Source organism: Paenibacillus sp. 4624 (assembly GCF_050435065.1).
In the GTDB taxonomy this organism is placed as follows: Bacteria; Bacillota; Bacilli; order Paenibacillales; family Paenibacillaceae; genus Paenibacillus; species Paenibacillus amylolyticus_D.
Genome location: NZ_JBNDJR010000005.1, coordinates 448,257 through 472,018, shown reverse-complemented (window position 1 = coordinate 472,018; position 23,762 = coordinate 448,257). Strand labels below are relative to the sequence as shown.

Below are 23,762 nucleotides of genomic sequence, written 5' to 3'. Positions count from 1 at the left end.
TCCGCGTCTGACTTCTGCCCACTTTAATCCTCCTCCTTTTTGAACATTCCACTAAATTTCAACTGCGTTAAATTGATAACCATAGCAATGACTAACAGAATGATACCAACCGCAGCTGCGTAACCCAGCTTATTCTGCTCAATCCCTTGTCTATATAGGTATCCAACAATGGTTAAACCAATATTTTGGGGTGATTTGTTACCGTTAAACATCATCAGGCTCTCGGTAAACATGGCTAAACCTGCATAAACACTAATTGTGGTAACATATACCGTGGTCGGCTTCAATAATGGCATTGTGATCATTCTAAACTTCTGCCAAGCAGATGCCCCATCAATTGAAGCAGCCTCATAATATTCATTGTCAATGCTTTTCAAACCGGATAGATAGTAAAGTATATTAACGCCCGTCCATCTCCAACATGCGAGGATTAACAGTGCCGCCATACTCCATGCTCCGTCTTTCAAAAATTTAATAGGCTCTACGCCAAATAGACCCAGGAAACTGTTCATTAATGAACCTTCCATTTCACCGAATGTAAGACGGAAAATGGTCCCCGCAACTGCAACAGATGTCAATGCAGGGAGAAAGAATGAAGATTTAAAAAACTCTCTTCCCATCATTAACTTACTGTTGATCATAACGGCAAATAACATGGGAAAGGGAATCAACAGCACTAAAGTTCCTAACATGTACACAACGCTATTTTTAATAGATATCAAAAACACTTTATCTGTAAGCAATTTCGAATAATTCGCTTCACCAATCCATTTAGGATCCTGTCCCAGCATCCGATCTTGAAAACTCATTACGAATGAATTTACAAGCGGATACAACCAGAAGATCAAAAATATGAGTATAAATGGCAATACAAAAACATAAGGCGCAACTTTTTGAGAGTATACAAATTTCTTTATCATATTCTCAATCTCCCTTGACTATGGTTAAACCTGCCGACCACTATACCTGCCAACAGGTTTAATCGAATCATTTACTTATTATATTTATTTCAATTCTTGTTCAATTGCTGCTTGTGCTTCATCCAACGCTTCCTTCACGTCTTGGCCATCTTCAAAGATCGCATTTAAAGTAACTGTATTGAATATATTGCCGATGGTTGGTGAAGCTTTAACGGACTTTATCGCTCTAATTTCGTCCTTGATTTCATTCAAAGTATCAAATGCATTTGTTTTAAAGTATTGGACGTATTCATTTTCAGGGTTTTTCGTAACTGCGTCATCTTTCCATACTTCCATGTTGATTGGGTCAAATCCAAGTGTATTCCAGATTTCAGTAGTAGCTTCTTTCGAAAGCTTAGCAAAGGCTACAAATTCTTTTGCCAACTGAACGTCTTTACCATTTTTAGTAACCACTGTGCCAGTACCGCCTAAGCCAACGGAACGAGGATTACCTTCTTCGAATACAGGCAATGGAGCAATTGCATACTTCCCTTTAAGGTCTTTCATTTCGTTTACAAAGCGGGACATGTACCACTCAGGCATTAATGCACTTGCGTAGTTGCCTTTGTTATATTCGCCTTTTGCTTCTTCTGTGTCGGGTTGTCCGCCAGGGATCGTATGAATAACATTGTTCTTCTGCAGATCGACTAACATTTCAAGCGCTTTAATCATTTCAGGCGAATTCACTTTTGGATTACCATTTTCATCTGTAAAATCAGCATTTTGCTGAGCTAGTAGCAGCGATGCTTGGAATGAAGCTGACGTATCAGCAGTACCTAAGTACTTGCCAGTCTTTTCGTAAACCTGGATACCTGCTTGTTTGTAATCTTCCCACGTTTTGATGGTCTTATAGTCAACACCTGCTTGTTCGAGAATTTCAGTGTTGTAAAAAGCAAGCGTAGCACCTACGTGATAATCAAAGCCATAAACCTGATCGGCTTTGGAGTAAATCTCGACCCGTGAAGGAACAACAGTGTCTTTGTATGGTGCATATACATCATTCAAAGATTCCAGGGGAACGTTGTCACCTTCCAAGAATTTCGGGAATTTACCTAGCTCGATATCCGCGATATCAGGAGCACCTTTTCCGCTTGTAACTGCCAATAAGAGCTTGTTGTGCATATCATCGTAAGGCATAACCGTTACATTCAACTTAATCTGTTTGTCTGGGTTCTGTTGGTTCCATAACCCCAGCATTTTATCCAAATGCTTGCCGTGCAAATCTACGAATGTCCAAAATGATAATTCTGTTGCATTCTCACCGGCATTAGCGCCTAATTGCTGTGTTTCCGTTTTCGAACCAGAAGGATTACCACATGCAGTAAAAACAAGTGACATAATAAGGAGTGTAACGATGGAGATTAAAGCACTGCGTTTTTTCATTTGTTCGTCATCCTCTCTCTTTTGTTATGCATTTGAAAAGTCGGCTGACTAGTTAGTTCTGTTAATTTAAGCAGTAAGCGCTTTACGTGCCGTACTATAATATATATGAAATAAGCTTTATATAACCAACTGATTATAAAATCATAAAGTTTATGGGGAGATGCTACTCTTTGAAAAAGCTGGCGCTCTACAAACAAATTCAAGAAAATATTATAGGAACACCTTAACGCTACTAGCTGACGAAGGATTAATTATATGCGTACAAGACAAAGGCTCATTCGTCTCTTCTAGTCTTGTTGTTACTAGCATCAATTTCTCGCCATCCCCATGCAGCGCGTCCTCCTCTATCGAATCAAACGTCATTCGTACACTAACGGAGCTCGGTGTGAAGGGGCTGATCTTTTTTGCAACAGAAGATGAGAAGTATAACGAATCATTACTGCGTCTGTCGCTCGACAAATTCCCGTGTGTGTTCATCGACCGCTATCTGCGCAACATTGAGACGTACACCATTACATCCGACAAGTACGGCGGTGCGTATAAAGCTGTATCCATTTGTTATCCAAGAGTCATCAGCAATTACCTAATCCGAAATGAAACAATGTTCTTGTCCACTGACAAATCATGACTGACCAAGAACTTGTTGGTACTGATAAAATAAAAAAAGCCGCTAAAATAGCGACTTTCATGGGACTATGTTCCTGTCCCGGTACAATTCTTCTTTTTAGTGTTATATGTAGAATATCCTATATTTTACTTCCAAGCATATAAAATTTAGTCAGTCGTCTGCTCAAGTGCTGAGAATTACGTTAGGTATATCGATTTTTGTGTCTATGACCCAAGCTACATATATAAAGCTGGACTTCATGTTGCATCTTTAATAGCTACCTGCTCTTTTTTTGTTAAAAATACAGAGTGACAAGAAAACACTGATTCTGTCTGCCTACTTGGCATGGAGGATATTAGTTCTTAATGAGAAAGCTTTATGTTCAATAAAGATTAATTATGAGGTGAACAATGAACAGAACATTAGATCAATTGCGATACATCGAAAAATATGAAAGTTGGGAAGGGGCATTGGAGGTTAAAGCTTCGGTAGATTTATTTAATACGGAGATATATTGGCTTAATACGTATATCGATACTAAATATGCACTAACCACGGATGATCTAAATACAATTTTTTTTGTTAAAAAGCATTTTCACGAGATATATACGATCTTCTTAGAAAGTTTGTTGGAATGGCGATCCTACGGGATTTCTATATGAGATCTATGATGAACAAAATCACTCGTTTGAATCGATTTATCCTAAAGAGATAGAGGACCTCCATTCATATGTAGGTCTTCCTATACCTCAGATTCTACATGACCATGCTAAAGATGGGCATTCATACTATTCCCTTAATTTTAACAAAACTGTAGAATTTCTATTGAACATGGCTTTACAGCACTATTCCATAAAAAAGAACTCATCGATCTCTCCCCTTCTGATATTGATTCTGTAATTAGCGGACTTCAATATATTGAACCCGATAATTCACAGTGGGAAAAGGGTTTTTGGAGGTTAAAACCAAAACTTGAGAATAGTCACTACGATGAGCCTGGAGTGATTAGAAACAGGTGGATCAGCGGCCTTTGTGATTAACGAGCAATATTAATCGTAGAATTGTTAGTCATCCTAAGAACATTAAAATAAATTCTAAATACCAACTGCTTCATTATCACTCAATACGAAGGGTAATGTTAACAAGTCAGTATCTTCTAAACACTTTAATCACTAGATAAATCACTTTTATCCTCTCTCCGTATTGCTCTGCATTGTTGAGTATAGATTAGTGTTGTTGAAGCTTTTCATGCCCTGGCAGATAGGTTACTTTACTTGGTAGCCCCTTAATAGTAGATAGGGCTTAATAACAAGAACAGAATAATAAAGACTCCTTGGACGCCATAAATTCCAAGTGTACTAAAAAGACCATTGGAATGTTGAGACATCATTTGTTTAGAAGTATTCAAAATGATCACTCCCCTCTCACAACGCTATAAATGGTGTAGAACCTGTTCTAACATAACAAATGAATCAAATATATAGTTTAATGCATCAAAAAATACATATATACTTTCCGTAACCAATGCTTTCTACCAAATGACTTACGAAGCGGAGGGAATCTGATCATGCACAATTCAATCGCATTTAGAGAAGAGTAATTTATTGACTTCTTCACCCCCGTGCACTTGAAGCTGATAAAAGAAGAGCCGTTTACGATGATGCATCACCATGATTTTGTTGAAATTGCTTATGTATATGAAATTGAAACATATTTTTGTCCCTCATCTTAGCAGCGAAAAAGCCGCCCACAGGCGACCTTTTAAGCAAGAATAGGATTTTCAACTTGAGGACGCTGGATTATATAGGTCTGCATCATGTTCGGAAATCCAATCAACTTGCTTGTATCCACGGCCAGCCATCGTTTGCTGCCGCACATCCAGAACTTCTAATTTTGGTGCCAACCAAGGCGCTTTTTTCGTTTCCATCGGTCGTCCCCTCCTTTCTACAAAAACTGGTACCGAGATGCGAATAACCTTACATTAATTGCGTTAAAATAAACTTTTTAAGATACGAAATGTATCTTTATGTAATTATAAGACACATTTCGTATCGAAGTAAACAACCTATTTCATCCCTTTCTATGGGTTAAGTATTTCCCTGTAGCGCTACTACCCAAGTTAAAGCTCACTCACCTCTAGATAGCTTTTTTATTTAGACATATATCTAATCGGTAATCGGACTATGTTCTTGTCAATTCCGGCAATGGGTACAAGTACTAGTCCTTGGCTGTGAACATTAACTTGTACCCATTCTACCCATCGGTTCATGATCTAGCATGGGAGTTATCGATCTTAATTTCGCTCATCTTTCTTGGCTTTGCTTCATAAGCTGCTCTTGAGTATTGTTAAATGTCTGGGTCAGTAAGTTGAACTTTTCTTGTATTTCACTCAATTTGTCATATAGAGCATTTCTCTTTTTAATAGCAAGTTTGATTTCTTTAAGATCTGTTTTAGTACGCCCTCTCATAGATCCGTACACTTGCTCTTCAGCATCCAAACCCAATCCATAAGCTTCAATAAACATCTGAAGTGTTTGGTTCTTGACTCATATTGTTCGAGAGATTTTTCCGCGAGAGAAAGTGTTTTTTCTTTTTCAAACGAAAGTTTCAGCAGTGCAACCCTGTTACGTTACTCTTTTTCTCCCTCCCTTGACTCAGAATAACATTGTATAATTTCATATCTTCTTGTTCATGATTTGAAAGGGACTCCAGACCTTTCTCGATCGCCTGACTATCTTGAGCTAAATGATTAATCTGATTGACCGCAGGCTCCTGAGGCTCTCCACATCCGTTAAGTAGGAGAAGTAATAAGGTAATGAGAACAGCATATATCCGTTTTTTACTTATAATGTTCACGGTTTTTCCCTCTTTTACGGTTAGTTTATCTAAGTTGAATTACAAGCGAGGATCGTGGCTGAAATTAACAACCATATGCTCATTCGGATTGTAAACCTCAAACTCATAGCCTTTTGCTCTCAGTAGTTTTAAAATTTGTGGCAGAGCTTCTACAGTCTGTTTCCGTTCATGCATCAGAATAACTTCTATATCTCGGTGTGCGCCTCTTTGTATCCGGGATATAATTTTATTGGGCTGGCCGGGAAGGTTCCAGTCAAGTGAGTCAGTTGTCCAGTCCCACATTTTAAACCCTGCTGCCGCGATATCCCCTCTAAATGCCTCACCAATCTGTGGGCTGCTTCCATAAGGCGCACGTATCAGATGTGGTGTAAATCCAATCAAAGCTTCGACCTTATTTTGTACTTCTTTAAATTCATTCAAAAAGTTGTCTGAGCTGCCGCTCTTATATAACTTTTTATAACTATGTGTCATACTATGCAGCCCGGGATAACTGCCTTCTTTCACCAAACGTTTCACCGCTTCCGGGTAGTGATTCAGATTCTCTCCAACCATAAAAAAAGTAGCTTTAGCTTCATACTGGTTCATAATGTCCAGCAATTGCTCCGTGTATTTGCTAGGGCCATCATCAAATGTAATATATACCACTTTGCTAACTTGACCCAAAAATCTCGTCGGTTGCTCTTTTGAGTCTGGCGAACCCTGTATGAACCCTAATTGAACAGGCTCTTTAATAACAGAAATGGGCGGCGGTTCAACCATCGTCTTTATCCAATGTGTCATACCGCTGAATGCATACGTAATCCCCATGACAAGGAGAATCAAACCCATAAGTACCAAACTTAACTTTCCATAACGAATTTTCCTTCTACTTTTGTGACTTCCACCGCGAATTGCACTTCCGTACACTTTTGTTGATTCTTGATGTGATTTCAAAACCTGTCCACGTCCTATCATCTCGTAATTTATGCTAACTATTAATCTTTGAACTTGTTCTTACATAAGATTAATAGAAAAGTTCGCCGGGAGGGGATCGTTCTGTTCACCATCTCATTTAATTCGTCGGGAATAGGAATGGAATCATACTCCTGCTTTATCCTATTCAGCTTGTCATGCATTATCGTCTCTCCTCCTCTTGGTCTTCCTCGCTCATGTTCACACGAAGCTTCTGCAGTCCTTAATAGAGCCTTGGTTTCACGGTACTCAGATTCTCGTTAAGCACTTCGGCAATTTCTTCGATCTTCATATCTTCAAAAAAGCGGAGGATAAGCAAAATCGGATATTTATCCGGCCGGCTCTTATCTAATCAGACACTCCTCTGAGTCCGCGCGGGTAACCATCAATTGCAATAGTCTTACGGAAGCAAGACGGGGGAGTTGTTCGGAAAGTTTGATTTTGCAATAAGAAATTTCAGCCACTATGATCTTATCTGTGATTGGGCGGGTCACAAGCCCCCAACAAGAAAAAAAAAGACCGCTGGCGCAAATTCTTGCGGGCGGTCTTTGCTGTGATCGAATATGAGGGCGGACAGAATAGGAGGAAAGCGCGTTTTTAATTTTCTGCGTTGGAGATCGTGATCTGACCCTGCTTGTCTTGGATGACCTTCAAATTCAGAATATCGGACAGGAATTCCAGCGGCACGTAGACGTATCCATTTTTCATTTCCGGTACCGCCCCGAGCTTGCGGGGAGCATTTTTTCCAAGAGAATAGCTGTCCTTGTTCAAGCTGATGGAGCTCCAGAGGGCTCCTTTGGTAATGTCGGCGGTTTTGCTTTTGCCATTCCAGGTAACGTCGAAATTCATCTGGCGCAGCACGCTGGCTAAAGGCACCATTAGCTTACCGTCTTTGCCGATGTAATGCTTGCTGGAAGGAATGATCGCTTGGACAGCTCTGTGTACGTCTTTCTGGTCCGGGAGCTTCACGGCAAATTCAGGCGTGCCTGTCGATCCCGGAGCGATGCTGTATTTTTGGAACACGATGTATGCATGCCCGTCCTTCACGTAAAAGCTCTGCTCGGGATGTACACCCTGAAATCCGTCCTCCCCTTTAAAATAAAGCTCTTGGTCTGCAGCGATTGCGGATTTAATATGCGCATCCAGAATGGAAGGGTACTTACTCCCGAACAGATCTTCAAGCGCTACGCGCTTCGCCTCGGCTTCATTCGTGAAGTTGTACGTATCCACAAGTGTCTCTGGATTGTTCATTCTGGTCCCCTCCGTGGTGATTTTAAGGGAGACTAGGCCGTTGTCCGAGCCGTCCGATGTCAGCTCATATTGGATCAACAGCTGGTAGGGATGCATGGTGTAGCCATTCTTTTTGGCCGAGGTGGCTGCTTCAGCGGCGGCTTTTTCCCATTTTGCAAGATCCTTGGAGGCATGGGATTCAATAATATCGTTTAGCTGATCCTGATATTTGGTGTCTGCGAGTCCTTGGAATACGGGAATGGTGACATCTGCCTTCAGCCATTTCTCAGATGAGTGGAGTTTCTTGCTTGTAACCATCTTCGTGGCAAGCACGGGAGCCGTAATCTGTCCGTTGCCGGAAGCGGATTGGACCTGTGCATGTGCGGAAGAAAGCCCGGAAGCGGACACCATCAGAATGCCTGCCAAGCCGGCGACGGCTAAGGTTTTGGTCCATTTTGTTGTATATTGCATCGTTTTCATCGTGATTACCTCCTGGTGATTAAATAGATTTAGTCGTACAGTCCTTGTTACATTCGGATCATTACCTAGCGGGCTCGTCCGATGCGATTTGCTGCTCTCTTACGTGGGGCTCATGTGGCTAATATCCGAAATGCGACCCTTCACAGTGCGTTAAGGAGCAATTGCTAGGTGCAAAACGGCTCTTATTGGACATACTCGTTGCTGACGAGCAAGTCCTGAATGCCCTCCGTCGGAATCGTAAACTGGGCAACGCCCATGTAGCCAGGCGCTACGTCATATTCATTGAAGCTGATGACCAGCTTGCCGTCCTGATTAATGTAGAAATTCTGGTCCTTGGCGATGCTGCGGAACAGATCATCCTCCGGCATATCCGCCTCGCTTCCAGGCTGCTGAACCCAGTAAACCTTGCTTGGGTCGTCCTTCATCTGCTGACGCATTTGCTCTTTAATATTGTCGCTAATCACTTGAATATAGCGTTCATCGCTGAAGAGGCTCGGCAGCGTGATGACGATATGGTTGACTTTATCGATCGTATCGTATTTGCGGGATTCAGCGGAGGTTCCGGCTGATTCAACGACATAACGAGAGAGGGTCAGCAGCCGATCCGTATCGGTGACGACTTCATAGCCGCTTTCCAGCCCGAGATGCCCTCCCCCGCTTTTTTCTAGCTGGGTCACTTCATCCTTGAAGCCCTCGTACAGCTTCTTGTTTTCCTCCAAATATTTGGTGTTTAGGGACTGTTCCAGTCCAGGATCGCCGGTGCCGGCAATGCCGGGCGTTTTAAGATGCACATCGGTGTTTTCGTTCTGTTCGGCATATTCCCGGATAGTGATCACCTTGACAATCTGCCCAAGCACCGGCACTTCAGACAAGGCCTTGGCGAAGGCCGGGCTGGCGTTTACGCTGACAGACAGCAGGATGCAGGCAGCCGCAGTGCTTACGATCCAGGGCATGGCCTTTGTTTTTGTTCGCCGGGAGGCGATCGTTCTGTTCACCATCTCATTTAATTCATCGGGAATAGGAATGGAATCATACTCTTGCTTCATCCTATTCAGCTTATCATCCATTATCGTCTCTCCTCCTCTTGAGCTTCCTCGCTCATGTTCACCCGAAGCTTCTGTAGTCCTTGATAGAGCCTTGTTTTCACGGTATTGAGATTCTCGTTAAGCACTTCGGCAATATCTTCGATCTTCATATCTTCAAAAAAGCGAAGGATAATCAAGATCCGGTATTTGTCCGGCAACTCATCCAGTGATCTTGCCAGATCCAGGTCGGCATAACGGTCTTGACTGCGTGGCAGCACAACCTCCAGTTTTTCTTCGTCCATGATTTGGATTTTTTTCTGTTTTCGTATGAAATCCAAGGACGTTGTTACAACGATCCGGAAAAACCAGCTTTTTAGTGAACCCGTATTCTTCAGGTTTTCAATGGACATGAAAGCTTTGTGGATGGCATCCTGCACGATGTCGAGGGCATCCTCTTTGTTGCGGACATAGCTGTAGGCCAGTCGATACGCACTTTCTTGGTTATCGGTGATGCATTGGATTAGAAGCTTTTCCAGCTTCCGGCCGACTCTCATCTAATCAGACACTCCTTTGGGCCCGCGCGGGTAACCATCAATTGCAATTGTCTTACGGAAGCAAGACGGGCGAGTTGTTTAAAAAGTTTGATTTGCAATAAAAAAATTCAGCCACTATGTGATTTATACAAGGCTATAAAAGATAAGAAATCATAGGTGTTACTACAGAAAATAGAATTTTGTTGATCGAATTAAACGAATAAATTTCCTTAATGAAACAAGCTGACCAGATTATTGGTCAGCTTGTTTCATTCCTGCAGTAAATACCTTCTAGCTTTGAAGCCCCTTGTCTATTTAATCACTCATAAAGAGACTCACCTCCAAGCTTAGATACTTTTCCAATCGGAGATAGGAGCGTGTTCTTGTCTATTTCGGTAATCGGACCAAGTTCTTGTCCCAAGCCAAGGACAAGAACTTGGTTCCTTAAATCAAAAAGGCCGCCCACAGGCGACCTTTTGAGCAACAATACGATTTTCAACTTGAAGTATGATCATCAGGACTCTGGATCATATAGGTCTGCATCATGTTCGGAGATCCAATCAATTTGCCTGAATCCAGGGCCACCCATCGTTTGTTGCACTTCCAGCACCTCTAATTTCGGTGCCAGCCAAGGCGCATTTTTCGTTTCCATCGGTCGTCCCCTCCTTTCTACAAAAACTGGAACCAAGATGCGAGCACCCTCACATTACTTGCACAATACAAACTCTTTAAAGATACGTATTGTATCTTTATGAGGATTATAAGACACAATACGTATCTAAGTAAACAAGCTATTTCATCCCTTTCTTAGGGTTAAGTATTTCCCTTTAGCGCTACTGATTACCCAAGTTAAAGCCCGCTCGCCTCTATTATAGCTTTTTTTATTTAGACATCTATCTAATCGGAAATGGGAACATGTTCTTGTCCCTCAAACATCAGTCGATCGATTGCATGAAAAAAGGCAACCCATCATAGATCGGCTGCCTCATTAATTTTTTTTATTGAGCACGGTTATCCTTACATTCAATATTAAATCTAGTAAGACATTTTAATAAGTTAGGTTAAGCCGAAATGTTCTGTTAAAATCTTCACTAAAACTTGCTTATAAACATTCAAATCATATGAAGAATTGTTTGCCGTTTCCTTAGCTATATTTATGTTGTTAAAAATATCCTTTTCCAATTCTCTTCTTGCCTTAAGAACCTGAAGAGTTCCCTCTAGCCCAATGTAACCAAATTTTTTTCCATACCCTTGATTTGTATAATATTCAATAAAACCCTCTGACCATTCTTTAGGTCTTTCCTTAAACGCTTTTCTAAAGGAATGCTCAAGATCATTCTGTTCAACATAAATCAATAAGGGTTTTAGTCCTTCTACAATTTTTTCCAGTTCTCTGATATAGCTAGTAACATCTTCGTTCATAGCGCCATATTTGATCATTCCTATTGTTATAGGATTTTGCATAAAGCAACAATCAAAAATGTAAGTGTCTGAACCACTCAACGCACGCTTAGTAAACTGCTTCCATCGTTCTGTAATTAGTTCCTTGTTGTAATCTAGTGTTAATTCATAAACATCGTTTTTTAAAATTACATCTAGCAACTCATTTGGAATCTTGGTCGCACCCTCATTTATCATTTTTTGATATTCAAGGAAATAATGGTTGCCTTCATTAATTATACAATTATTTAATAAATCTCTAAATTTTTCATGGTTATTTAACAATTCATCGTATTCCTTTTTCTTAAAACAAGCTACTCCATCGTAGTCAGCAGGATGATCCAAGTTCCCTTCCAAATAAAGCTGAGTTTTAATGTTCATATCCGTTAGAATTTCATGGACCAATTGAGCAGTTGTTGTTTTCCCGAAGCCTGGTATTCCCTCAATCAAAATCAACTTAGGTGTCATAAGATTTCCTCCATTCAAGAATTTGGAGGATAAGCAGGTTCGAAGCGATTTGAGATGCGTTTTCACAATAAAATAAAAAAACGAATACCAAAAGTTATCCGGGGAATAGGTTTATAAAACAACTTGACCTGCATACCCTGTAAGAATAATTAAAAAAATGCCAAATAAAAGGCTGTTACTTTTAAAGGCCTATTTTAATTTGTTAATCTTTACAGGTTAATCCACATGATAAGGTTTATGCTCCTTTGTATGCATCTCATGACTGATTTTACCATTGGAAATGTAAAAATACAATGAAACGTAAGCAATTCGTGTGCACCGCATCTCTATTTTATGACTATATGTTCATCGAATAAACCCTTCAATAATATCGAATTAATTCGAATCCTTAATTTATAAGATAGTTATTCGATATGTTGATCTGATGTACGTTTGAGTGACATAATGGATCCTCCTATCAAAAAAGCAGCCCCGTCAGGAGCTGCTTCATGTTATACCTTATCTTGTAATCTGATCTGTTCCCGCTAACCTGCCAGCTTACTCGGCATCCGGATAAGGATTGATCTTCTGGATCGTTCCGTCTTCGTTGTATTTTAACTCGGAATATTTAACACAACGCTTGTGGTTGACGCCTTCCGACAGGGAGCTGTCGTGATAGAACAGATACCACTTGTCTTCAACTTTCACAATGGAGTGGTGGGTTGTCCAGCCGATAACCGGAGAGAGAATCTCGCCCTTAAACGTGAATGGTCCCATGGGGTTCTTGCCGATCGCATATACGAGCTTATGCGTGGTTCCTGTAGAGTAGGACAGGTAGTAGTAGCCGTTATATTTATGCATCCATGGGCCTTCAAAATATCTCCGGTCCTCATCCCCGGCCAGAATTGGATTCCCGTCTTCATCGACAATCGATATCTCGGCAGGCTTGCCCTGGAAGGACAGCATGTCGTCGCTAAGCAGTGCAACTTGCGGTCCAAGCGCCGGCTGGTCAGGAGCCGGTCCTTCTGCATCTGGCAGGAAGCTGCCAGTCTGCCATTTCTCCAACTGACCACCCCAGAGTCCGCCGAAATAGATGTATGACTGATTGTCGTCATCCACCAGTACGGCCGGATCGATACTGAAGCTGCCTTCCATATAATTCGGCTGCGGCGTAAAAGGGCCTGCCGGAGACTCTGATGTTGCCACACCTAGACGGAAGATACCGTCATGGTCCCGTGCGGGGAAGAACAGGTAATAGGTATTGTTCTTATAAGCGGCATCCGGTGCCCAGAGTTGCTTGGAGGCCCAGGGAATATCTCTCAGATGCAATGCTTCGCCATGATCGACCACCGGGGAATCGAAGTTGTCCATTGAGAGGACATGATAGTCTTCCATTTTATACTGGTCGCCGTTATCGTTGCTCGGCTCGTCATGATCGAGGTCATGGGAAGGATAGATGTAGATTTTGCCTTCGTAGACATGAGCGGACGGGTCCGCAGTGAAGATGTGGGTTACGAGCGGCTGGTGCGGCTTAGGTGGTTGTTGTTGATTCATAATGCATCTCCTTTGGTATTGGAATAATAGAATTCAGGACGGATACATATACTGTCTCCGACCTTTTCAAACAAAGCAAGCGCTTACATATCTGATGTAATTGTACACTCCCCGCTTGTTTTTTCCAATATACATACTAAAGGTCTTCCCCGAAAAAATGTACAATTTCTAACTTTACTGCTTCGTCCAACTAAGTGTAGATGATTCATAATCATATGTTATACTTGAAAGGTTGTTTTAACCAAAAGTAAGGAGGAATGTAAAAATATCTGTAGCGATTGTGTTATTCCATCCGCATTTCCCCCTTTTCTTCCTGTAACTTTTATGTAAAAAATCTAAATTGAGAGTCATACTAACTAGGAGGATGCATGTAACAAGTTGAATGTAGCATTTATAGATTTATAGTCTATAGCTACCAGTACAACCAGAATAGGAGTAACTTATACCATGAGAAAAATCATTCAACGTACATTTTTAATGACGACTTTAACCGCTCTTCTTACGATTCCTTTAGTCTCAACCAACATGACCATATCTGCTGCGGGTTATAAGCTACTTCCTAAGCCAGAATGGACATATCATGTACCGTCCGATACGACCACACAAATACATAGTAAGAACAATTATTACACTGGGAGAGTCGTTTTTCCTATTGTGTCAGAACTGACTAATCTAGAAACCGCATATACATTCTTGTATAAAACAGCTCGTTCTGCCGGCAAATCTAAAGCTGTAAATTCAATACTCGCGATAGATGATAAAACAGGAAAACAAAAATGGATTCATGACTCACCTATGCGCTATAATTCTTTTGACTTGGATGAGGAAGGTAATGTCTACTATTATGATGAGGTAATGTCTGGTAACAAAAAGGTATACAAATTAATTGCCCTGGATTCCAATAACAAGCAACGTTGGGTCAAAACATTCAAAGAGCATTTTCAATTCAATATACTGGAAGACGGACGTATAGCAGTAGTTACGTTCACCAAAGACACTAGCGTAATCACAATTTACAACCAGGAAGGCAAGCAGCTTATCAAAACGGAGTTTCCTGGTCACATGCGTCATATTCAGGGCAACTACGTCGGATTGATCAATTCTAATGCACCGAGAAGCACGACGACCATTGATATCTATTCCATATCCACTGGTAAAAAGGTTGTTACTGCTGTCCAACCACAAGATCATGTCAATATTGTGCATGCTGACTTTGAAGTGTTAAGCGGTGGCACTGTGATTGTTCCAATATATGATGCTAAGACGAAAGTAGAAACTTTACACGGCTACAAGTCTAACGGGGAAGAAAAATGGACCAGAAGATTGCCTAAGCCAGCACAAGATGCCGTGTACGGCACAACATACGCCCACGGCATGTACGATTCTATATATGTATCCTTAGGAAATAACTACTTGATTCAAGAAAAAAATAAGCTTAGTTTGTACAATACTAACAATCAATTGATAGCGACCAAGACATTTGATGATTTACCTGCACAAGGATTGCTACAACAACTCAACGATTACAGTATCGTCTTCGGAGCCACTGATAAATCACAAGCCTGGTATGATTCAACTAAGCCAGAGCCTAAGAAGGCAGTCTACTACATTCTAGATTCGCGGACATTAAAAGTAAAAAACACCCTTGAACTCGATGACGCTCTTTTTCACCAAGCTGATATTCGTTTTCACGATGAAAACACATTCTATATTCACATGGGTGAAACGATCACCAAATACGTTTTAAAATAACCTATGCAAGCTTGCACATTCACCTGAATAATGACGTATGACCTCGCTCCTTGATAAGAGCTAGGCATACGTCGTTTTTTTATTAGGTTATTTCATATTAGCAATCGGGTTAATACTCGTAATCCCCCATCAATGCATCTATCCAACATATTGAAGAATTAGCTGGTATAGCGCTATGGAAAGCCCTAGAAGACTCGCCTTCATTTTTGATGGATGGTATCTCTCTCGGTTTGATAAATATAATTAAAATCAATAAAAATCCAATGGGAAGCGATAGCTCAAAGTCTCCTTCTGATGAACCATAAGAATAGATTGGTGTAACGAGTGTACTGATCCAACAGTAAAGTGGTTCTCACACAAATTAAATAGATAATATGTGCAAGATCTAGTTATTTTCTTAAAAGGTAGTGCGGAACTGATGTTTCGATCTGTTATTATACTGACCGCTTATGTTACATCTTTTCATCGTGTAGTTTATACACCAATATTATTATGTATTACGGTACTTAATTCGTTTATAAGTGATGAGCTAAATGATTTAACATCCATCTAATCGGCAATTGAATTTATATTCATGTCAATTCCGGCAATCAATACAAGTCCTTGGCTCAATACAAGGACTTGTATTGATAAAAAAGTCGATAAAATAACGACTTCTTTTTTTGTAATTTCAACTACCATTTTAGAGACTTGTTACCTCGTGGCACAGCTTCTTTGTATTTATAATCGCTTAGCACACCGAATCCAACATTACTTTAAGCTTTGCGAAGCATTTCTCTATCGCTTAGGTGTGAAAGCATATCCTTCGTCATGGCCTTCAAGTCGTAGCGGGTATGAAATCCCCATTCTGTTTTCGCTGCCGTCGCATCAATGGAATGCGGCCAGCTATCGGCAATTGCCTGTCTCTTCGGATCAATATCATAATCGAGGATAAAGCCGGGAATCTCTTCCCGAATCGCTGCAGCGATCGCCTCCGGATCCACGCTCATTGCGGTGACATTAAATGAGTTTCGGTGTATCAACCGGGATGAATCCGCTTCCATTAAATCAATGATAGCATTCAAGGCATCCGGCATATACATCATGTCCATGTTAGAGTTCTTGGCAATATAAGATGTATACCGGCCAGTTGTTACAGCTGCATAGTAAATTTCCACCGCGTAATCCGTCGTTCCTCCGCCGGGAGGCGTCATATAAGATATCAAACCCGGGAATCGCAGCCCCCTGGTATCCAGACCGTATTTGTAAAAATAATAATCACAAAGCAGTTCGCCGGACACCTTGTTCACGCCGTACATCGTATTGGGCCTCTGGATCGTATCCTGCGGGGTATTGTCTCTCGGAGTCGAAGGGCCAAAAGATCCAATCGAGCTTGGGGTGAAAAATTGGCAACTGAGCTCCCTGGATACTTCAAGTGCATTCATCAATCCGCCCATATTCAAATTCCAGGCAAGCAACGGTTTCTCCTCTGCGGTAGCCGACAGCAGCGCAGCCAAATGGATGACGGTATCCACTTCGTATCGCTTGGCGATTTCGAACATCGCCTTAGCATTCGTCACGTCCAGCAGCTCGAATGGCCCGGTTCGGGTAATTTCGTGGGATGATGATCTGAGATCCGTAGCAACGACGTGGTCCTCACCATAATTTTCACGTAATTTAACAACTAACTCAGAACCGATTTGGCCCAGTGCTCCGGTCACCAATATCTTTTTCATAAGACATTCCTCCCGAAATAGACTCCCATAGGTTCAACTAAATCAGCTTCATTTCTTTGCCAACTTTCTCATAAACGGAGATCACCTGATCCAGCATCTCCTTGGAATGGGCAGCTGTCGGCATGTTGCGTATTCTTCCGGTTCCTTTCGGAACCGTAGGGAACAGGATTGCCTTGGCGTAAACGCCTTCTTCATAGAGCCGTTTGCTAAACTGTTGGGTGGTTACTTCATCGCCAATGATACAAGGTGTGATCGGTGTTTCGCTTTGGCCTACATCATATCCAAGCCGACTCAAGCCATTTTTCAAATGATTGCCGTTCTCCCACAGCTTCTCGATCAGTTCTTTGTCATTCATCAAAATGTCGACAGAAGCGCTACAAGAAGCGATTACAGCCGGTGGCAGCGATGTCGAGAACAAAAACGGACGGCTTCTCAACTTCAACCATTCGATCAGTTGTTTTTTACCCGCGACATAACCGCCAACAACGCCGATCGCCTTGGAAAGAGTACCAATTTGAAAGTCGATGCGGTCGGACAATCCAAAATGCTTCACGGTTCCCGCACCTGCTCCGAGAACGCCCGAACCGTGGGCATCATCCACATAAGTAATCAAATCGAATTCTTCTGCTATTTTCACGATTTCGGGCAGCTTTGCGATATCACCATCCATGGAGAAAACCCCGTCGGTGATGACCATAATTTTATGATACTGACCGGATTCCTTGGCCTCTTTCGCCTGCTGTCTTAAATCATTCATGTCCGAATGTTTAAAGCGGATCACCTTGGCTCTCGACAAGCGGCAGCCATCAATAATTGAAGCGTGGTTCAGCTCATCTGATAAAATCGCATCATGCTGGTCCATTACCGCGGATATAGCAGCCATATTGCAGTTAAATCCGGATTGATACACGATAACGGCTTCCGTTTTTTTGAAACGGGCGAGTTTTTCTTCAAGCTCAACATGAAGATCCATCGTACCATTAATTGTTCTCACAGCTCCTGCGCCAGCCCCGTATGTCTGCGCTGCCTTAACTGAAGCGTCGATCAGGCGGTAATCTGTTGCCAGTCCCAAATAGTTATTAGAAGACAAGTTGATTAGAGACTTTCCGTCGATACGAATAACAGGACCATTTGCACCCTGTAGCGTATCGATGACGTTATATAGACCTTTAGTCTTTAGATCTTCGATGTTAGAATTTAAAAATTGGTCCAATGCTTGACTTGACATTCCATTCCCTCCTCGATATACGTATGTCCTCGTACAGGAGACAACTAATTATACTTAAAAAACCTTGTTATAAAAGGATTTTTTCTGATTTCAATGTAGCATCTTTTTTGTTTTTTGTACACATATGGAGGACGAATTGACAAAAAAATCCGCAAATAAACATAGCGATTGCTCCCCAATTCCCGGAAGCAATCGCTGCTATATTTTTGTTTATATCTTTTGTTGCTCGGTAACTTTATGTGCAGCCATTTCCATAGCTACAAACTCCTTGCTTCAGTTCACTCACATTTTTTCACATCGCCACGATAATTGGCCATTCTGAAACTGGCTCCGCATCCACACGAAACTTTGGCATTTGGATTATTCATGGTGAATCCGCCTAACATTCCGCTTTCTTCATAATCAATCTCAAGACCATCGATATATGGAATACTGTTCGCGTGAACCAATATCCTGAATTGCTTTTTATTTAATATAATGTCTTCTTCTGCCTGCTGATCATCCACGACAAGGGTATAAGATAAACCACTGCATCCCCCTTCAACAGCGCCTACTCTAAGGAAAGCATCTTGGATATCCGCACTTGATAAAATTTCGATAATTCTGTCCGATGCTGCATCACTGACCTCGATGATCATCTTCATTCCTCCCTGATGGTATCATTTTGAAAATCTTGTATCCCAGTCCATTAGACAGGGGATGAATGTAGCAAGAGCAGCTCCTTTGGGTGTAAGTTCATACATAATTTGTGTAGGATGTTCCAGTATTGTTCTTTTGACCAAATGATCATGTTGAAGACCCTTCAAACGTCTGGAGAGGATCATTTCGGAAATGGAAGGAATACTTTCGAAAATTTCTCCGAATCTCTTTGGGCCTTGAGACAGAGCACATAAAATATGGATCGTCCATTTCGTTCCGATGATACGATAAGCCGTAAATAGTTTATTCGAATCTTCAGTGAACAATGGTTTGTACACCCACTTTCTTATTCATCGGCGTGGTGAGATCCGAGTGCTGGCAATGATACTCATGACAATCAACAAGAGATGGAAACCCATGGCTACAATTAAGCCGGATTGAAGTGACATTCCGCCAGCCTGGCACACGACAAGGATGGAACCACCGATGCCGATCACTACGCCAGGTGTAAAAGAATCTGCGAATTGCAGATTTGCTGAGGTTTGGCCCACGCCTTCTTCCCCCGTTTGGGAAAATGCGACAACACCGCTAATCGGATGTGCCAATCCGATACCGACTCCTGCGATGATCTGACCAATAACTGCAATGGTAACGGTCACAACGGGTACCCAAAATACGATGGCAATCCCTGTCGCAAGCAGTAATACCCCAATAAAAATTCTCATATGACGTCCACGGCCCTGATCTGCCGCATCCCACCGTCCTTGCAGATACGCAATGATACACCAACTTAATGCAGCACTGGCTACAATTAATCCGGCCTGCGAAGGTGTAATTCCTTTCACGTCGATTAGAGCCAGTACCAAGAAATTCTGAGTGCTGGTATAGGCTGCGAAGAACAACCCACGTGTTGCCAGAATAGCTGGCATACCTCTGCGCAACGTAAGCGTTCCCTTCGGTAGCAATTTACGGAGAGGAAATACCATAAATACAAAACCAATTGTGACTAAAACAAATCCCACAATGCTCGGAAGCCTACTTAGACCAACCAGGAAAATCCCTGTACCCATCGTTAAGAGTAACGCCATCCAAGTGGATGAAGATCCGCTATCCCCTCCCGTATTCTGCACTTTCAATTTCCTGAAAGCGGGTAAACTAAGAAATGCTGAAACAACCAGCACAGGTAGGATCCCCCAGAAAACAAACCGCCAGGACCACTGATCTGCTATAAGACCTGCTACATATGGACCAAGCATGGACGGCAGAACATAAGCTGTACCAAATGCTCCAAGTATTTTGGCGCGTAACTCATCCGGGTAACTTAAGGATATTGCCGTGTATACACAAGTCATCATAGCTCCGGCACCCAAACCCTGCAGAGCCCGTGATCCTATCATGATATACATATCGCTTGCTGTTGCGGCAGCAATCAGTCCTACGATAAACAACAGAAGCGCAACGGTAAACGGTGCTGCAGGTCCTTTTTTATCTATGATCCGACCGACGACCAGCGTTCCGATAATCTGCGCAAGCAGATACGTACTGAATATCCACCCGAACAGACTAAGACCGTTTAAGTCTCCAGCAATCGAAGGAGCTATGGTGGTTACGGATAGACCTTCGAATCCAACGGCCATCACTGACAAGATGATTCCTATGGAAAGTGCAAAATAACGTGGGCTGAAAATACCTTGATGATTAGACGACATGAAATGTGACCTCCAAGAAAAATGGTATGTATACTCGTATCCGGATACTTAGTAAACATTTTTGTTTATAATGTTAAGCTACAGTTCCACTTTGACTTTGTCAACATTTTTGTTTAAAATGTAGTGAGTGAGGTAAATTTAGTTGCTTCAAAAGGAGATGCACTATGAGCCGAAATCAAGTCAAAAAAGATGTCTCCACCAGTACTCGAAGAGCGATCATTGATCTGTTAAAGGAGCGAGGTGGCATGGATGTTGTGGCACTCTCCTCTCAATTTTCGTTGTCTGGAATGGCTGTTCGTCAACATTTGAATGCGCTGAAAGAAGAAGGATTAGTTACGAATGTGGAAGAGGCCCGTCCCATGGGTCGACCCACCAAGCTATGGATATTAACTCCCGCGGCTAATCGTTTTTTCCCAAGCGGCTATTCCGATTTATCCGTCAGTCTCATTAATTCGATGAAAGAAGCTTTTGGTAATGAAGGGCTGGACAAGCTGCTGGATGTTCGAAATAAAAATATGCAAGAAAAATATCTTCAGCATCTTGGCGATGCATCAAATGTTAGAGAGAAATTGGAGAAACTGGCCGAGATTCGAACAAATGAAGGTTATATGGCCGAGGTTGAGGCGCAGGATGATGGCAGCCTCCTACTCATTGAGAAGCATTGCCCAATCTGTGAGGCGGCGGCGGTATGTACCGGGTTATGCAAGAATGAATTACATTTATTTAAAACGGTTCTAGGCAATAATGTTCATATTGAACGGGGGGAGTACCTTTTAACAGGAGGAACAAAATGCGTATACACCGTCAGGCAACATAAGCCATGAAGAAAAGAGCAACCTCAATAGAGATTGCTCTTTTGTTTACTTCACATCAGTACTTGTTGATCTCTTTTATTTTTATTTTATCTCATTCATAAACTTCCTAAAGTTTTCGACCATTTCTTTGGATCGGGTATGGTGTAAATAATGTTGCAGCCGTGATCTCTTCAGGCGCATAGGTATCATTGTCCCCATACAGTATAGCACTACCGTTTCTTTTTACTTGGAAAGTAGATGGTTATTGTTATTATCGCAGTGGCGCAAAATGGCTGATGGAAGACAGAATGTTTTCCGTTTCCGAGATAATATCAGGTGTAAGCTGAAGCTCAACCGCTTTGAGATTCTCTTCAATCTGCGCGGGTCTGCTGGAGCCAATGATGGCAGAGCTTACTACGGGTTGACGCAGAATCCAAGCTAATGCGAATTGGGACAAGGTTGCTCCGAGTTCATTAGCAATTTCCGACAGCTGTAAAGTGCATTGGAGCACGTCCTCACGTAAATAACTGTTGATGACACCATTCGTTTGATCATTCGCAGCCCGTGTGCCTTCTGGGATTTGTTGCCCCGGTTTATATTTGCCCGTGAGCACACCCTGTGCTAGTGGAGAGAACACGATGAGCCCCAGCCCTTCCTGCTCGCATTGCTTAATCACACCTTCTCTCTCGATATAACGCTCAAACATATTGTATATTGGCTGATTGGAAATTAACGGACGCAAATTCAGACGTTTGCTGATTCCAGATGCTTCCGCAATCTGTGCGGCCGTCCATTCACTGACACCTGCATATAAAATTTTGCCTTGCGCTTGCAGATCATCCAATGCTCGAAGCGTCTCATCAACAGGAGTTTCGGAATCAAAACGATGACATTGATATAAGTCAATGTAATCTGTACCCAACCGCTTTAAGCTTGCCTCACACTGCTCGACGATGTGCTTGCGGGACAATCCACGTTCATTCGGTCCCGATCCTTGTGGGAAAAACAACTTTGTAGCAAGGACATAACTACTACGTGAATACGGCTTCAACGTACTTCCCATAACCTCTTCAGCACCTGCATACGAATTCGATGTATCAAAAAAGTTAATGCCGAGTTCGTATGCTTTGTGCATACATGCACGAGCTGCCTCCTCTGAAATGGCCGATCCATAGGTCAGCCAGCTCCCCAATCCGATTTCGCTAACCTTCAATCCACTTCTACCCAGTCTTCTGTATTTCAACTGAATCACTCCTTATGAGATTGGTTGGACTAGAGCCTATAATTGTAAACGCTCTATTGTACTATCTTAGGATAGTGGTTAAACTTAGGTTTAAGTCAAGGCCTTCAACCCTTTTTTGAAAGGAAGATATGCTTGGAATTTACGATTAAACAAGTCGCGGAACGTACTCAATTGCCTGCTTCCACTTTGCGGTTCTATGATCGGGCAGGTCTTATGCCTTTGTTGAAAAAGACGGAATACGGTACTCGTAAATATTCCGAGATGGATATATGTTGGCTGGAATTAGTACGTTGTCTGAGAGACAGTGGTATGCCACTTGAGAATATAAAAGCATTCATGCTGCTCTGTCTGGAAGGTTCAAGTACTAGTGAACAGAGGAAAGAAATGCTGCAGCAACATCGGCAAAATATTATGAAGCAAATGGAGATGTTGAACTGTAGCCTTGATGTCATTGATTATAAGCTAGAACATTATAATGAGATAGGCATCTTCCATATCGATACCAAATAATACGGTTGATGTTTACCAGCTTGATGTTCCTTTCAAATTTGGCTCTGCTACTCTAATTATAACCTCCAACCCTGTTGAAAATATTTTTACGAGGAGTGATTTTCATGCGACAACCGATCCAAGACGAATCATGGTACTCATACCCCGGAATGGTTGCAATAGTGACTGCGCGTCATGAGGGGCGACAAAATATTATGGCTTCTGGATGGCACACGTACATCGGCTCTTCACCAGGAATATATGGTATATCGCTTCGCAAAGAAACCTATACCTATACATTAATTAAGCAAAGCGGAGCATTCGGTGTACACTTTTTGCCTGCACATTGTTCAGAAATAATTCAAGCCGTTGGAACATACAGTGGGAGAGATTTGGACAAATTCAAGGAATTCAATATTGAGTATGAGGAAGGACTACAAGTCGATATACCTGTTCTCACGGATGCCTACTTTGCATACGAATGCCGTACGTTGAGCATTACAAGCTTTGGCGACCATGAGTGGATCGCAGGAGAAATTGTACAGCGGTATAGAGATGAGCAATGTTTTTTAGAGAATGGACTCCCCGACTTCTCAAAGCTTGAGATTCCATTATATGCAGGCCAATCAACCTACAAAATACTAAATCACGAAAGCCCGGAAAAGAACCATCCATTGTATCTTAATAGATCAAAGTAGATCTAAATCCTCTTAATAGATCAAAGTAGA

25 protein-coding genes are annotated in these 23,762 nt (G+C 41.9%); 5 read left to right on the top strand and 20 right to left on the bottom strand.

Annotated features, from left to right (window positions below; genetic code table 11):
- Positions 1 to 23 precede the first annotated feature (23 nt).
- The gene (locus tag ABIE27_RS14880; RefSeq protein ID WP_429350818.1) at positions 24 to 920 is read right to left on the bottom strand and encodes a carbohydrate ABC transporter permease; all 897 of its coding nucleotides are present in this window, start codon (positions 918 to 920) and stop codon (positions 24 to 26) included.
- Between the two features lie 84 nt (positions 921 to 1,004).
- Entirely contained in the window at positions 1,005 to 2,342 is a 1,338-nt protein-coding gene (locus ABIE27_RS14875) for an ABC transporter substrate-binding protein (protein ID WP_429350817.1), read from the bottom strand.
- Between the two features lie 385 nt (positions 2,343 to 2,727).
- Between ABIE27_RS14875 and ABIE27_RS14870 the strand changes: the two genes are divergently transcribed.
- Positions 2,728 to 2,970: a hypothetical protein gene (locus ABIE27_RS14870; RefSeq protein WP_429350816.1), complete on the top strand. Its 243-nt coding sequence runs from the start codon at positions 2,728 to 2,730 to the stop codon at positions 2,968 to 2,970.
- A 1,759-nt stretch (positions 2,971 to 4,729) separates the two neighbouring features.
- Here the strand turns inward: ABIE27_RS14870 and ABIE27_RS14865 are convergent.
- The 11 genes from ABIE27_RS14865 to ABIE27_RS14815 all read right to left on the bottom strand — a co-directional run bounded on the left by ABIE27_RS14865 (position 4,730) and on the right by ABIE27_RS14815 (position 13,465).
- Positions 4,730 to 4,876 carry a paeninodin family lasso peptide gene (locus tag ABIE27_RS14865; RefSeq protein WP_429350815.1) on the bottom strand — a complete coding sequence of 49 codons (147 nt, stop codon included), beginning with the start codon at positions 4,874 to 4,876 and terminating at the stop codon, positions 4,730 to 4,732.
- Between the two features lie 376 nt (positions 4,877 to 5,252).
- Positions 5,253 to 5,474, bottom strand: a complete 222-nt coding sequence (locus tag ABIE27_RS14860; protein ID WP_429350814.1) for a YkyA family protein — start codon at positions 5,472 to 5,474, stop codon at positions 5,253 to 5,255.
- 82 nt (positions 5,475 to 5,556) lie between these two features.
- Positions 5,557 to 5,805, bottom strand: a complete 249-nt coding sequence (locus ABIE27_RS14855; protein ID WP_429350813.1) for a hypothetical protein — start codon at positions 5,803 to 5,805, stop codon at positions 5,557 to 5,559.
- Between the two features lie 39 nt (positions 5,806 to 5,844).
- Positions 5,845 to 6,738, bottom strand: coding sequence for a polysaccharide deacetylase family protein (locus ABIE27_RS14850; protein WP_429350812.1), 894 nt, complete (start codon positions 6,736 to 6,738; stop codon positions 5,845 to 5,847).
- 241 nt (positions 6,739 to 6,979) lie between these two features.
- Positions 6,980 to 7,075 carry a sigma factor-like helix-turn-helix DNA-binding protein gene (locus tag ABIE27_RS14845; protein ID WP_275670055.1) on the bottom strand — a complete coding sequence of 32 codons (96 nt, stop codon included), beginning with the start codon at positions 7,073 to 7,075 and terminating at the stop codon, positions 6,980 to 6,982.
- Between the two features lie 278 nt (positions 7,076 to 7,353).
- Positions 7,354 to 8,466 carry a stalk domain-containing protein gene (locus ABIE27_RS14840; RefSeq protein WP_429350811.1) on the bottom strand — a complete coding sequence of 371 codons (1,113 nt, stop codon included), beginning with the start codon at positions 8,464 to 8,466 and terminating at the stop codon, positions 7,354 to 7,356.
- Positions 8,467 to 8,648: 182 nt separating this feature from the next.
- Positions 8,649 to 9,533, bottom strand: a complete 885-nt coding sequence (locus tag ABIE27_RS14835; protein WP_123066922.1) for a DUF3298 domain-containing protein — start codon at positions 9,531 to 9,533, stop codon at positions 8,649 to 8,651.
- The gene (locus ABIE27_RS14830; protein WP_429350810.1) at positions 9,533 to 10,045 is read right to left on the bottom strand and encodes an RNA polymerase sigma factor; all 513 of its coding nucleotides are present in this window, start codon (positions 10,043 to 10,045) and stop codon (positions 9,533 to 9,535) included. Before ABIE27_RS14830 ends, ABIE27_RS14835 begins: the two co-directional genes overlap by 1 nt.
- Positions 10,046 to 10,538: 493 nt before the next feature.
- Positions 10,539 to 10,676 carry a paeninodin family lasso peptide gene (locus ABIE27_RS14825; protein WP_123066920.1) on the bottom strand — a complete coding sequence of 46 codons (138 nt, stop codon included), beginning with the start codon at positions 10,674 to 10,676 and terminating at the stop codon, positions 10,539 to 10,541.
- A 404-nt stretch (positions 10,677 to 11,080) separates the two neighbouring features.
- The gene (locus tag ABIE27_RS14820) at positions 11,081 to 11,932 is read right to left on the bottom strand and encodes a hypothetical protein (protein ID WP_429350809.1); all 852 of its coding nucleotides are present in this window, start codon (positions 11,930 to 11,932) and stop codon (positions 11,081 to 11,083) included.
- A gap of 537 nt (positions 11,933 to 12,469) precedes the next feature.
- Positions 12,470 to 13,465: a glycoside hydrolase family 43 protein gene (locus ABIE27_RS14815; RefSeq protein WP_429350808.1), complete on the bottom strand. Its 996-nt coding sequence runs from the start codon at positions 13,463 to 13,465 to the stop codon at positions 12,470 to 12,472.
- Between the two features lie 447 nt (positions 13,466 to 13,912).
- Between ABIE27_RS14815 and ABIE27_RS14810 the strand changes: the two genes are divergently transcribed.
- Positions 13,913 to 15,217 carry a PQQ-binding-like beta-propeller repeat protein gene (locus ABIE27_RS14810; RefSeq protein ID WP_123066917.1) on the top strand — a complete coding sequence of 435 codons (1,305 nt, stop codon included), beginning with the start codon at positions 13,913 to 13,915 and terminating at the stop codon, positions 15,215 to 15,217.
- 549 nt (positions 15,218 to 15,766) lie between these two features.
- Here ABIE27_RS14810 and ABIE27_RS14805 read toward each other — a convergent pair.
- From ABIE27_RS14805 to ABIE27_RS14780, 6 genes are all read right to left on the bottom strand, one after another.
- The gene (locus ABIE27_RS14805) at positions 15,767 to 15,898 is read right to left on the bottom strand and encodes a hypothetical protein (protein ID WP_275670054.1); all 132 of its coding nucleotides are present in this window, start codon (positions 15,896 to 15,898) and stop codon (positions 15,767 to 15,769) included.
- Between the two features lie 74 nt (positions 15,899 to 15,972).
- Positions 15,973 to 16,932 carry an L-threonine 3-dehydrogenase gene (locus ABIE27_RS14800; protein WP_123066916.1) on the bottom strand — a complete coding sequence of 320 codons (960 nt, stop codon included), beginning with the start codon at positions 16,930 to 16,932 and terminating at the stop codon, positions 15,973 to 15,975.
- Between the two features lie 37 nt (positions 16,933 to 16,969).
- Positions 16,970 to 18,160 carry a glycine C-acetyltransferase gene (locus tag ABIE27_RS14795; protein ID WP_123066915.1) on the bottom strand — a complete coding sequence of 397 codons (1,191 nt, stop codon included), beginning with the start codon at positions 18,158 to 18,160 and terminating at the stop codon, positions 16,970 to 16,972.
- A 278-nt stretch (positions 18,161 to 18,438) separates the two neighbouring features.
- On the bottom strand, positions 18,439 to 18,798 hold the full coding sequence (locus tag ABIE27_RS14790) for a HesB/IscA family protein (protein WP_123066914.1): 360 nt from the start codon (positions 18,796 to 18,798) through the stop codon (positions 18,439 to 18,441).
- 21 nt (positions 18,799 to 18,819) lie between these two features.
- Entirely contained in the window at positions 18,820 to 19,137 is a 318-nt protein-coding gene (locus ABIE27_RS14785; RefSeq protein WP_240037225.1) for a winged helix-turn-helix transcriptional regulator, read from the bottom strand.
- A gap of 12 nt (positions 19,138 to 19,149) precedes the next feature.
- The gene (locus ABIE27_RS14780) at positions 19,150 to 20,508 is read right to left on the bottom strand and encodes an MFS transporter (RefSeq protein WP_429350807.1); all 1,359 of its coding nucleotides are present in this window, start codon (positions 20,506 to 20,508) and stop codon (positions 19,150 to 19,152) included.
- Between the two features lie 164 nt (positions 20,509 to 20,672).
- On the opposite strand from ABIE27_RS14780, the gene ABIE27_RS14775 reads away from it, so the two are divergent.
- Positions 20,673 to 21,332, top strand: coding sequence for a helix-turn-helix transcriptional regulator (locus ABIE27_RS14775; protein ID WP_123066911.1), 660 nt, complete (start codon positions 20,673 to 20,675; stop codon positions 21,330 to 21,332).
- 241 nt (positions 21,333 to 21,573) lie between these two features.
- Here ABIE27_RS14775 and ABIE27_RS14770 read toward each other — a convergent pair whose 3' ends face one another.
- Positions 21,574 to 22,545, bottom strand: coding sequence for an aldo/keto reductase family protein (locus tag ABIE27_RS14770; protein ID WP_429350806.1), 972 nt, complete (start codon positions 22,543 to 22,545; stop codon positions 21,574 to 21,576).
- Between the two features lie 132 nt (positions 22,546 to 22,677).
- Here ABIE27_RS14770 and ABIE27_RS14765 point away from each other — a divergent pair, with 132 nt between their 5' ends.
- Entirely contained in the window at positions 22,678 to 23,055 is a 378-nt protein-coding gene (locus ABIE27_RS14765; RefSeq protein WP_123066909.1) for a MerR family transcriptional regulator, read from the top strand.
- Positions 23,056 to 23,159: 104 nt separating this feature from the next.
- Positions 23,160 to 23,732, top strand: a complete 573-nt coding sequence (locus ABIE27_RS14760) for a flavin reductase family protein (RefSeq protein ID WP_429350805.1) — start codon at positions 23,160 to 23,162, stop codon at positions 23,730 to 23,732.
- Positions 23,733 to 23,762: the final 30 nt, after the last annotated feature.

Bases quoted from the DNA above. Each gene is read 5' to 3' on its own strand.
- ABIE27_RS14880 (WP_429350818.1), bottom strand. From the start codon at position 920: ATGATAAAGAAATTTGTATACTCTCAAAAAGTTGCGCCTTATGTTTTT.
- ABIE27_RS14875 (WP_429350817.1), bottom strand. From the start codon at position 2,342: ATGAAAAAACGCAGTGCTTTAATCTCCATCGTTACACTCCTTATTATG.
- ABIE27_RS14865 (WP_429350815.1), bottom strand. From the start codon at position 4,876: ATGGAAACGAAAAAAGCGCCTTGGTTGGCACCAAAATTAGAAGTTCTG.
- ABIE27_RS14860 (WP_429350814.1), bottom strand. From the start codon at position 5,474: ATGTTTATTGAAGCTTATGGATTGGGTTTGGATGCTGAAGAGCAAGTG.
- ABIE27_RS14840 (WP_429350811.1), bottom strand. From the start codon at position 8,466: ATGAAAACGATGCAATATACAACAAAATGGACCAAAACCTTAGCCGTC.
- ABIE27_RS14835 (WP_123066922.1), bottom strand. From the start codon at position 9,533: ATGGATGATAAGCTGAATAGGATGAAGCAAGAGTATGATTCCATTCCT.
- ABIE27_RS14830 (WP_429350810.1), bottom strand. From the start codon at position 10,045: ATGAGAGTCGGCCGGAAGCTGGAAAAGCTTCTAATCCAATGCATCACC.
- ABIE27_RS14825 (WP_123066920.1), bottom strand. From the start codon at position 10,676: ATGGAAACGAAAAATGCGCCTTGGCTGGCACCGAAATTAGAGGTGCTG.
- ABIE27_RS14820 (WP_429350809.1), bottom strand. From the start codon at position 11,932: ATGACACCTAAGTTGATTTTGATTGAGGGAATACCAGGCTTCGGGAAA.
- ABIE27_RS14815 (WP_429350808.1), bottom strand. From the start codon at position 13,465: ATGAATCAACAACAACCACCTAAGCCGCACCAGCCGCTCGTAACCCAC.
- ABIE27_RS14810 (WP_123066917.1), top strand. From the start codon at position 13,913: ATGAGAAAAATCATTCAACGTACATTTTTAATGACGACTTTAACCGCT.
- ABIE27_RS14805 (WP_275670054.1), bottom strand. From the start codon at position 15,898: ATGGTAGTTGAAATTACAAAAAAAGAAGTCGTTATTTTATCGACTTTT.
- ABIE27_RS14800 (WP_123066916.1), bottom strand. From the start codon at position 16,932: ATGAAAAAGATATTGGTGACCGGAGCACTGGGCCAAATCGGTTCTGAG.
- ABIE27_RS14795 (WP_123066915.1), bottom strand. From the start codon at position 18,160: ATGTCAAGTCAAGCATTGGACCAATTTTTAAATTCTAACATCGAAGAT.
- ABIE27_RS14790 (WP_123066914.1), bottom strand. From the start codon at position 18,798: ATGATCATCGAGGTCAGTGATGCAGCATCGGACAGAATTATCGAAATT.
- ABIE27_RS14780 (WP_429350807.1), bottom strand. From the start codon at position 20,508: ATGTCGTCTAATCATCAAGGTATTTTCAGCCCACGTTATTTTGCACTT.
- ABIE27_RS14775 (WP_123066911.1), top strand. From the start codon at position 20,673: ATGAGCCGAAATCAAGTCAAAAAAGATGTCTCCACCAGTACTCGAAGA.
- ABIE27_RS14760 (WP_429350805.1), top strand. From the start codon at position 23,160: ATGCGACAACCGATCCAAGACGAATCATGGTACTCATACCCCGGAATG.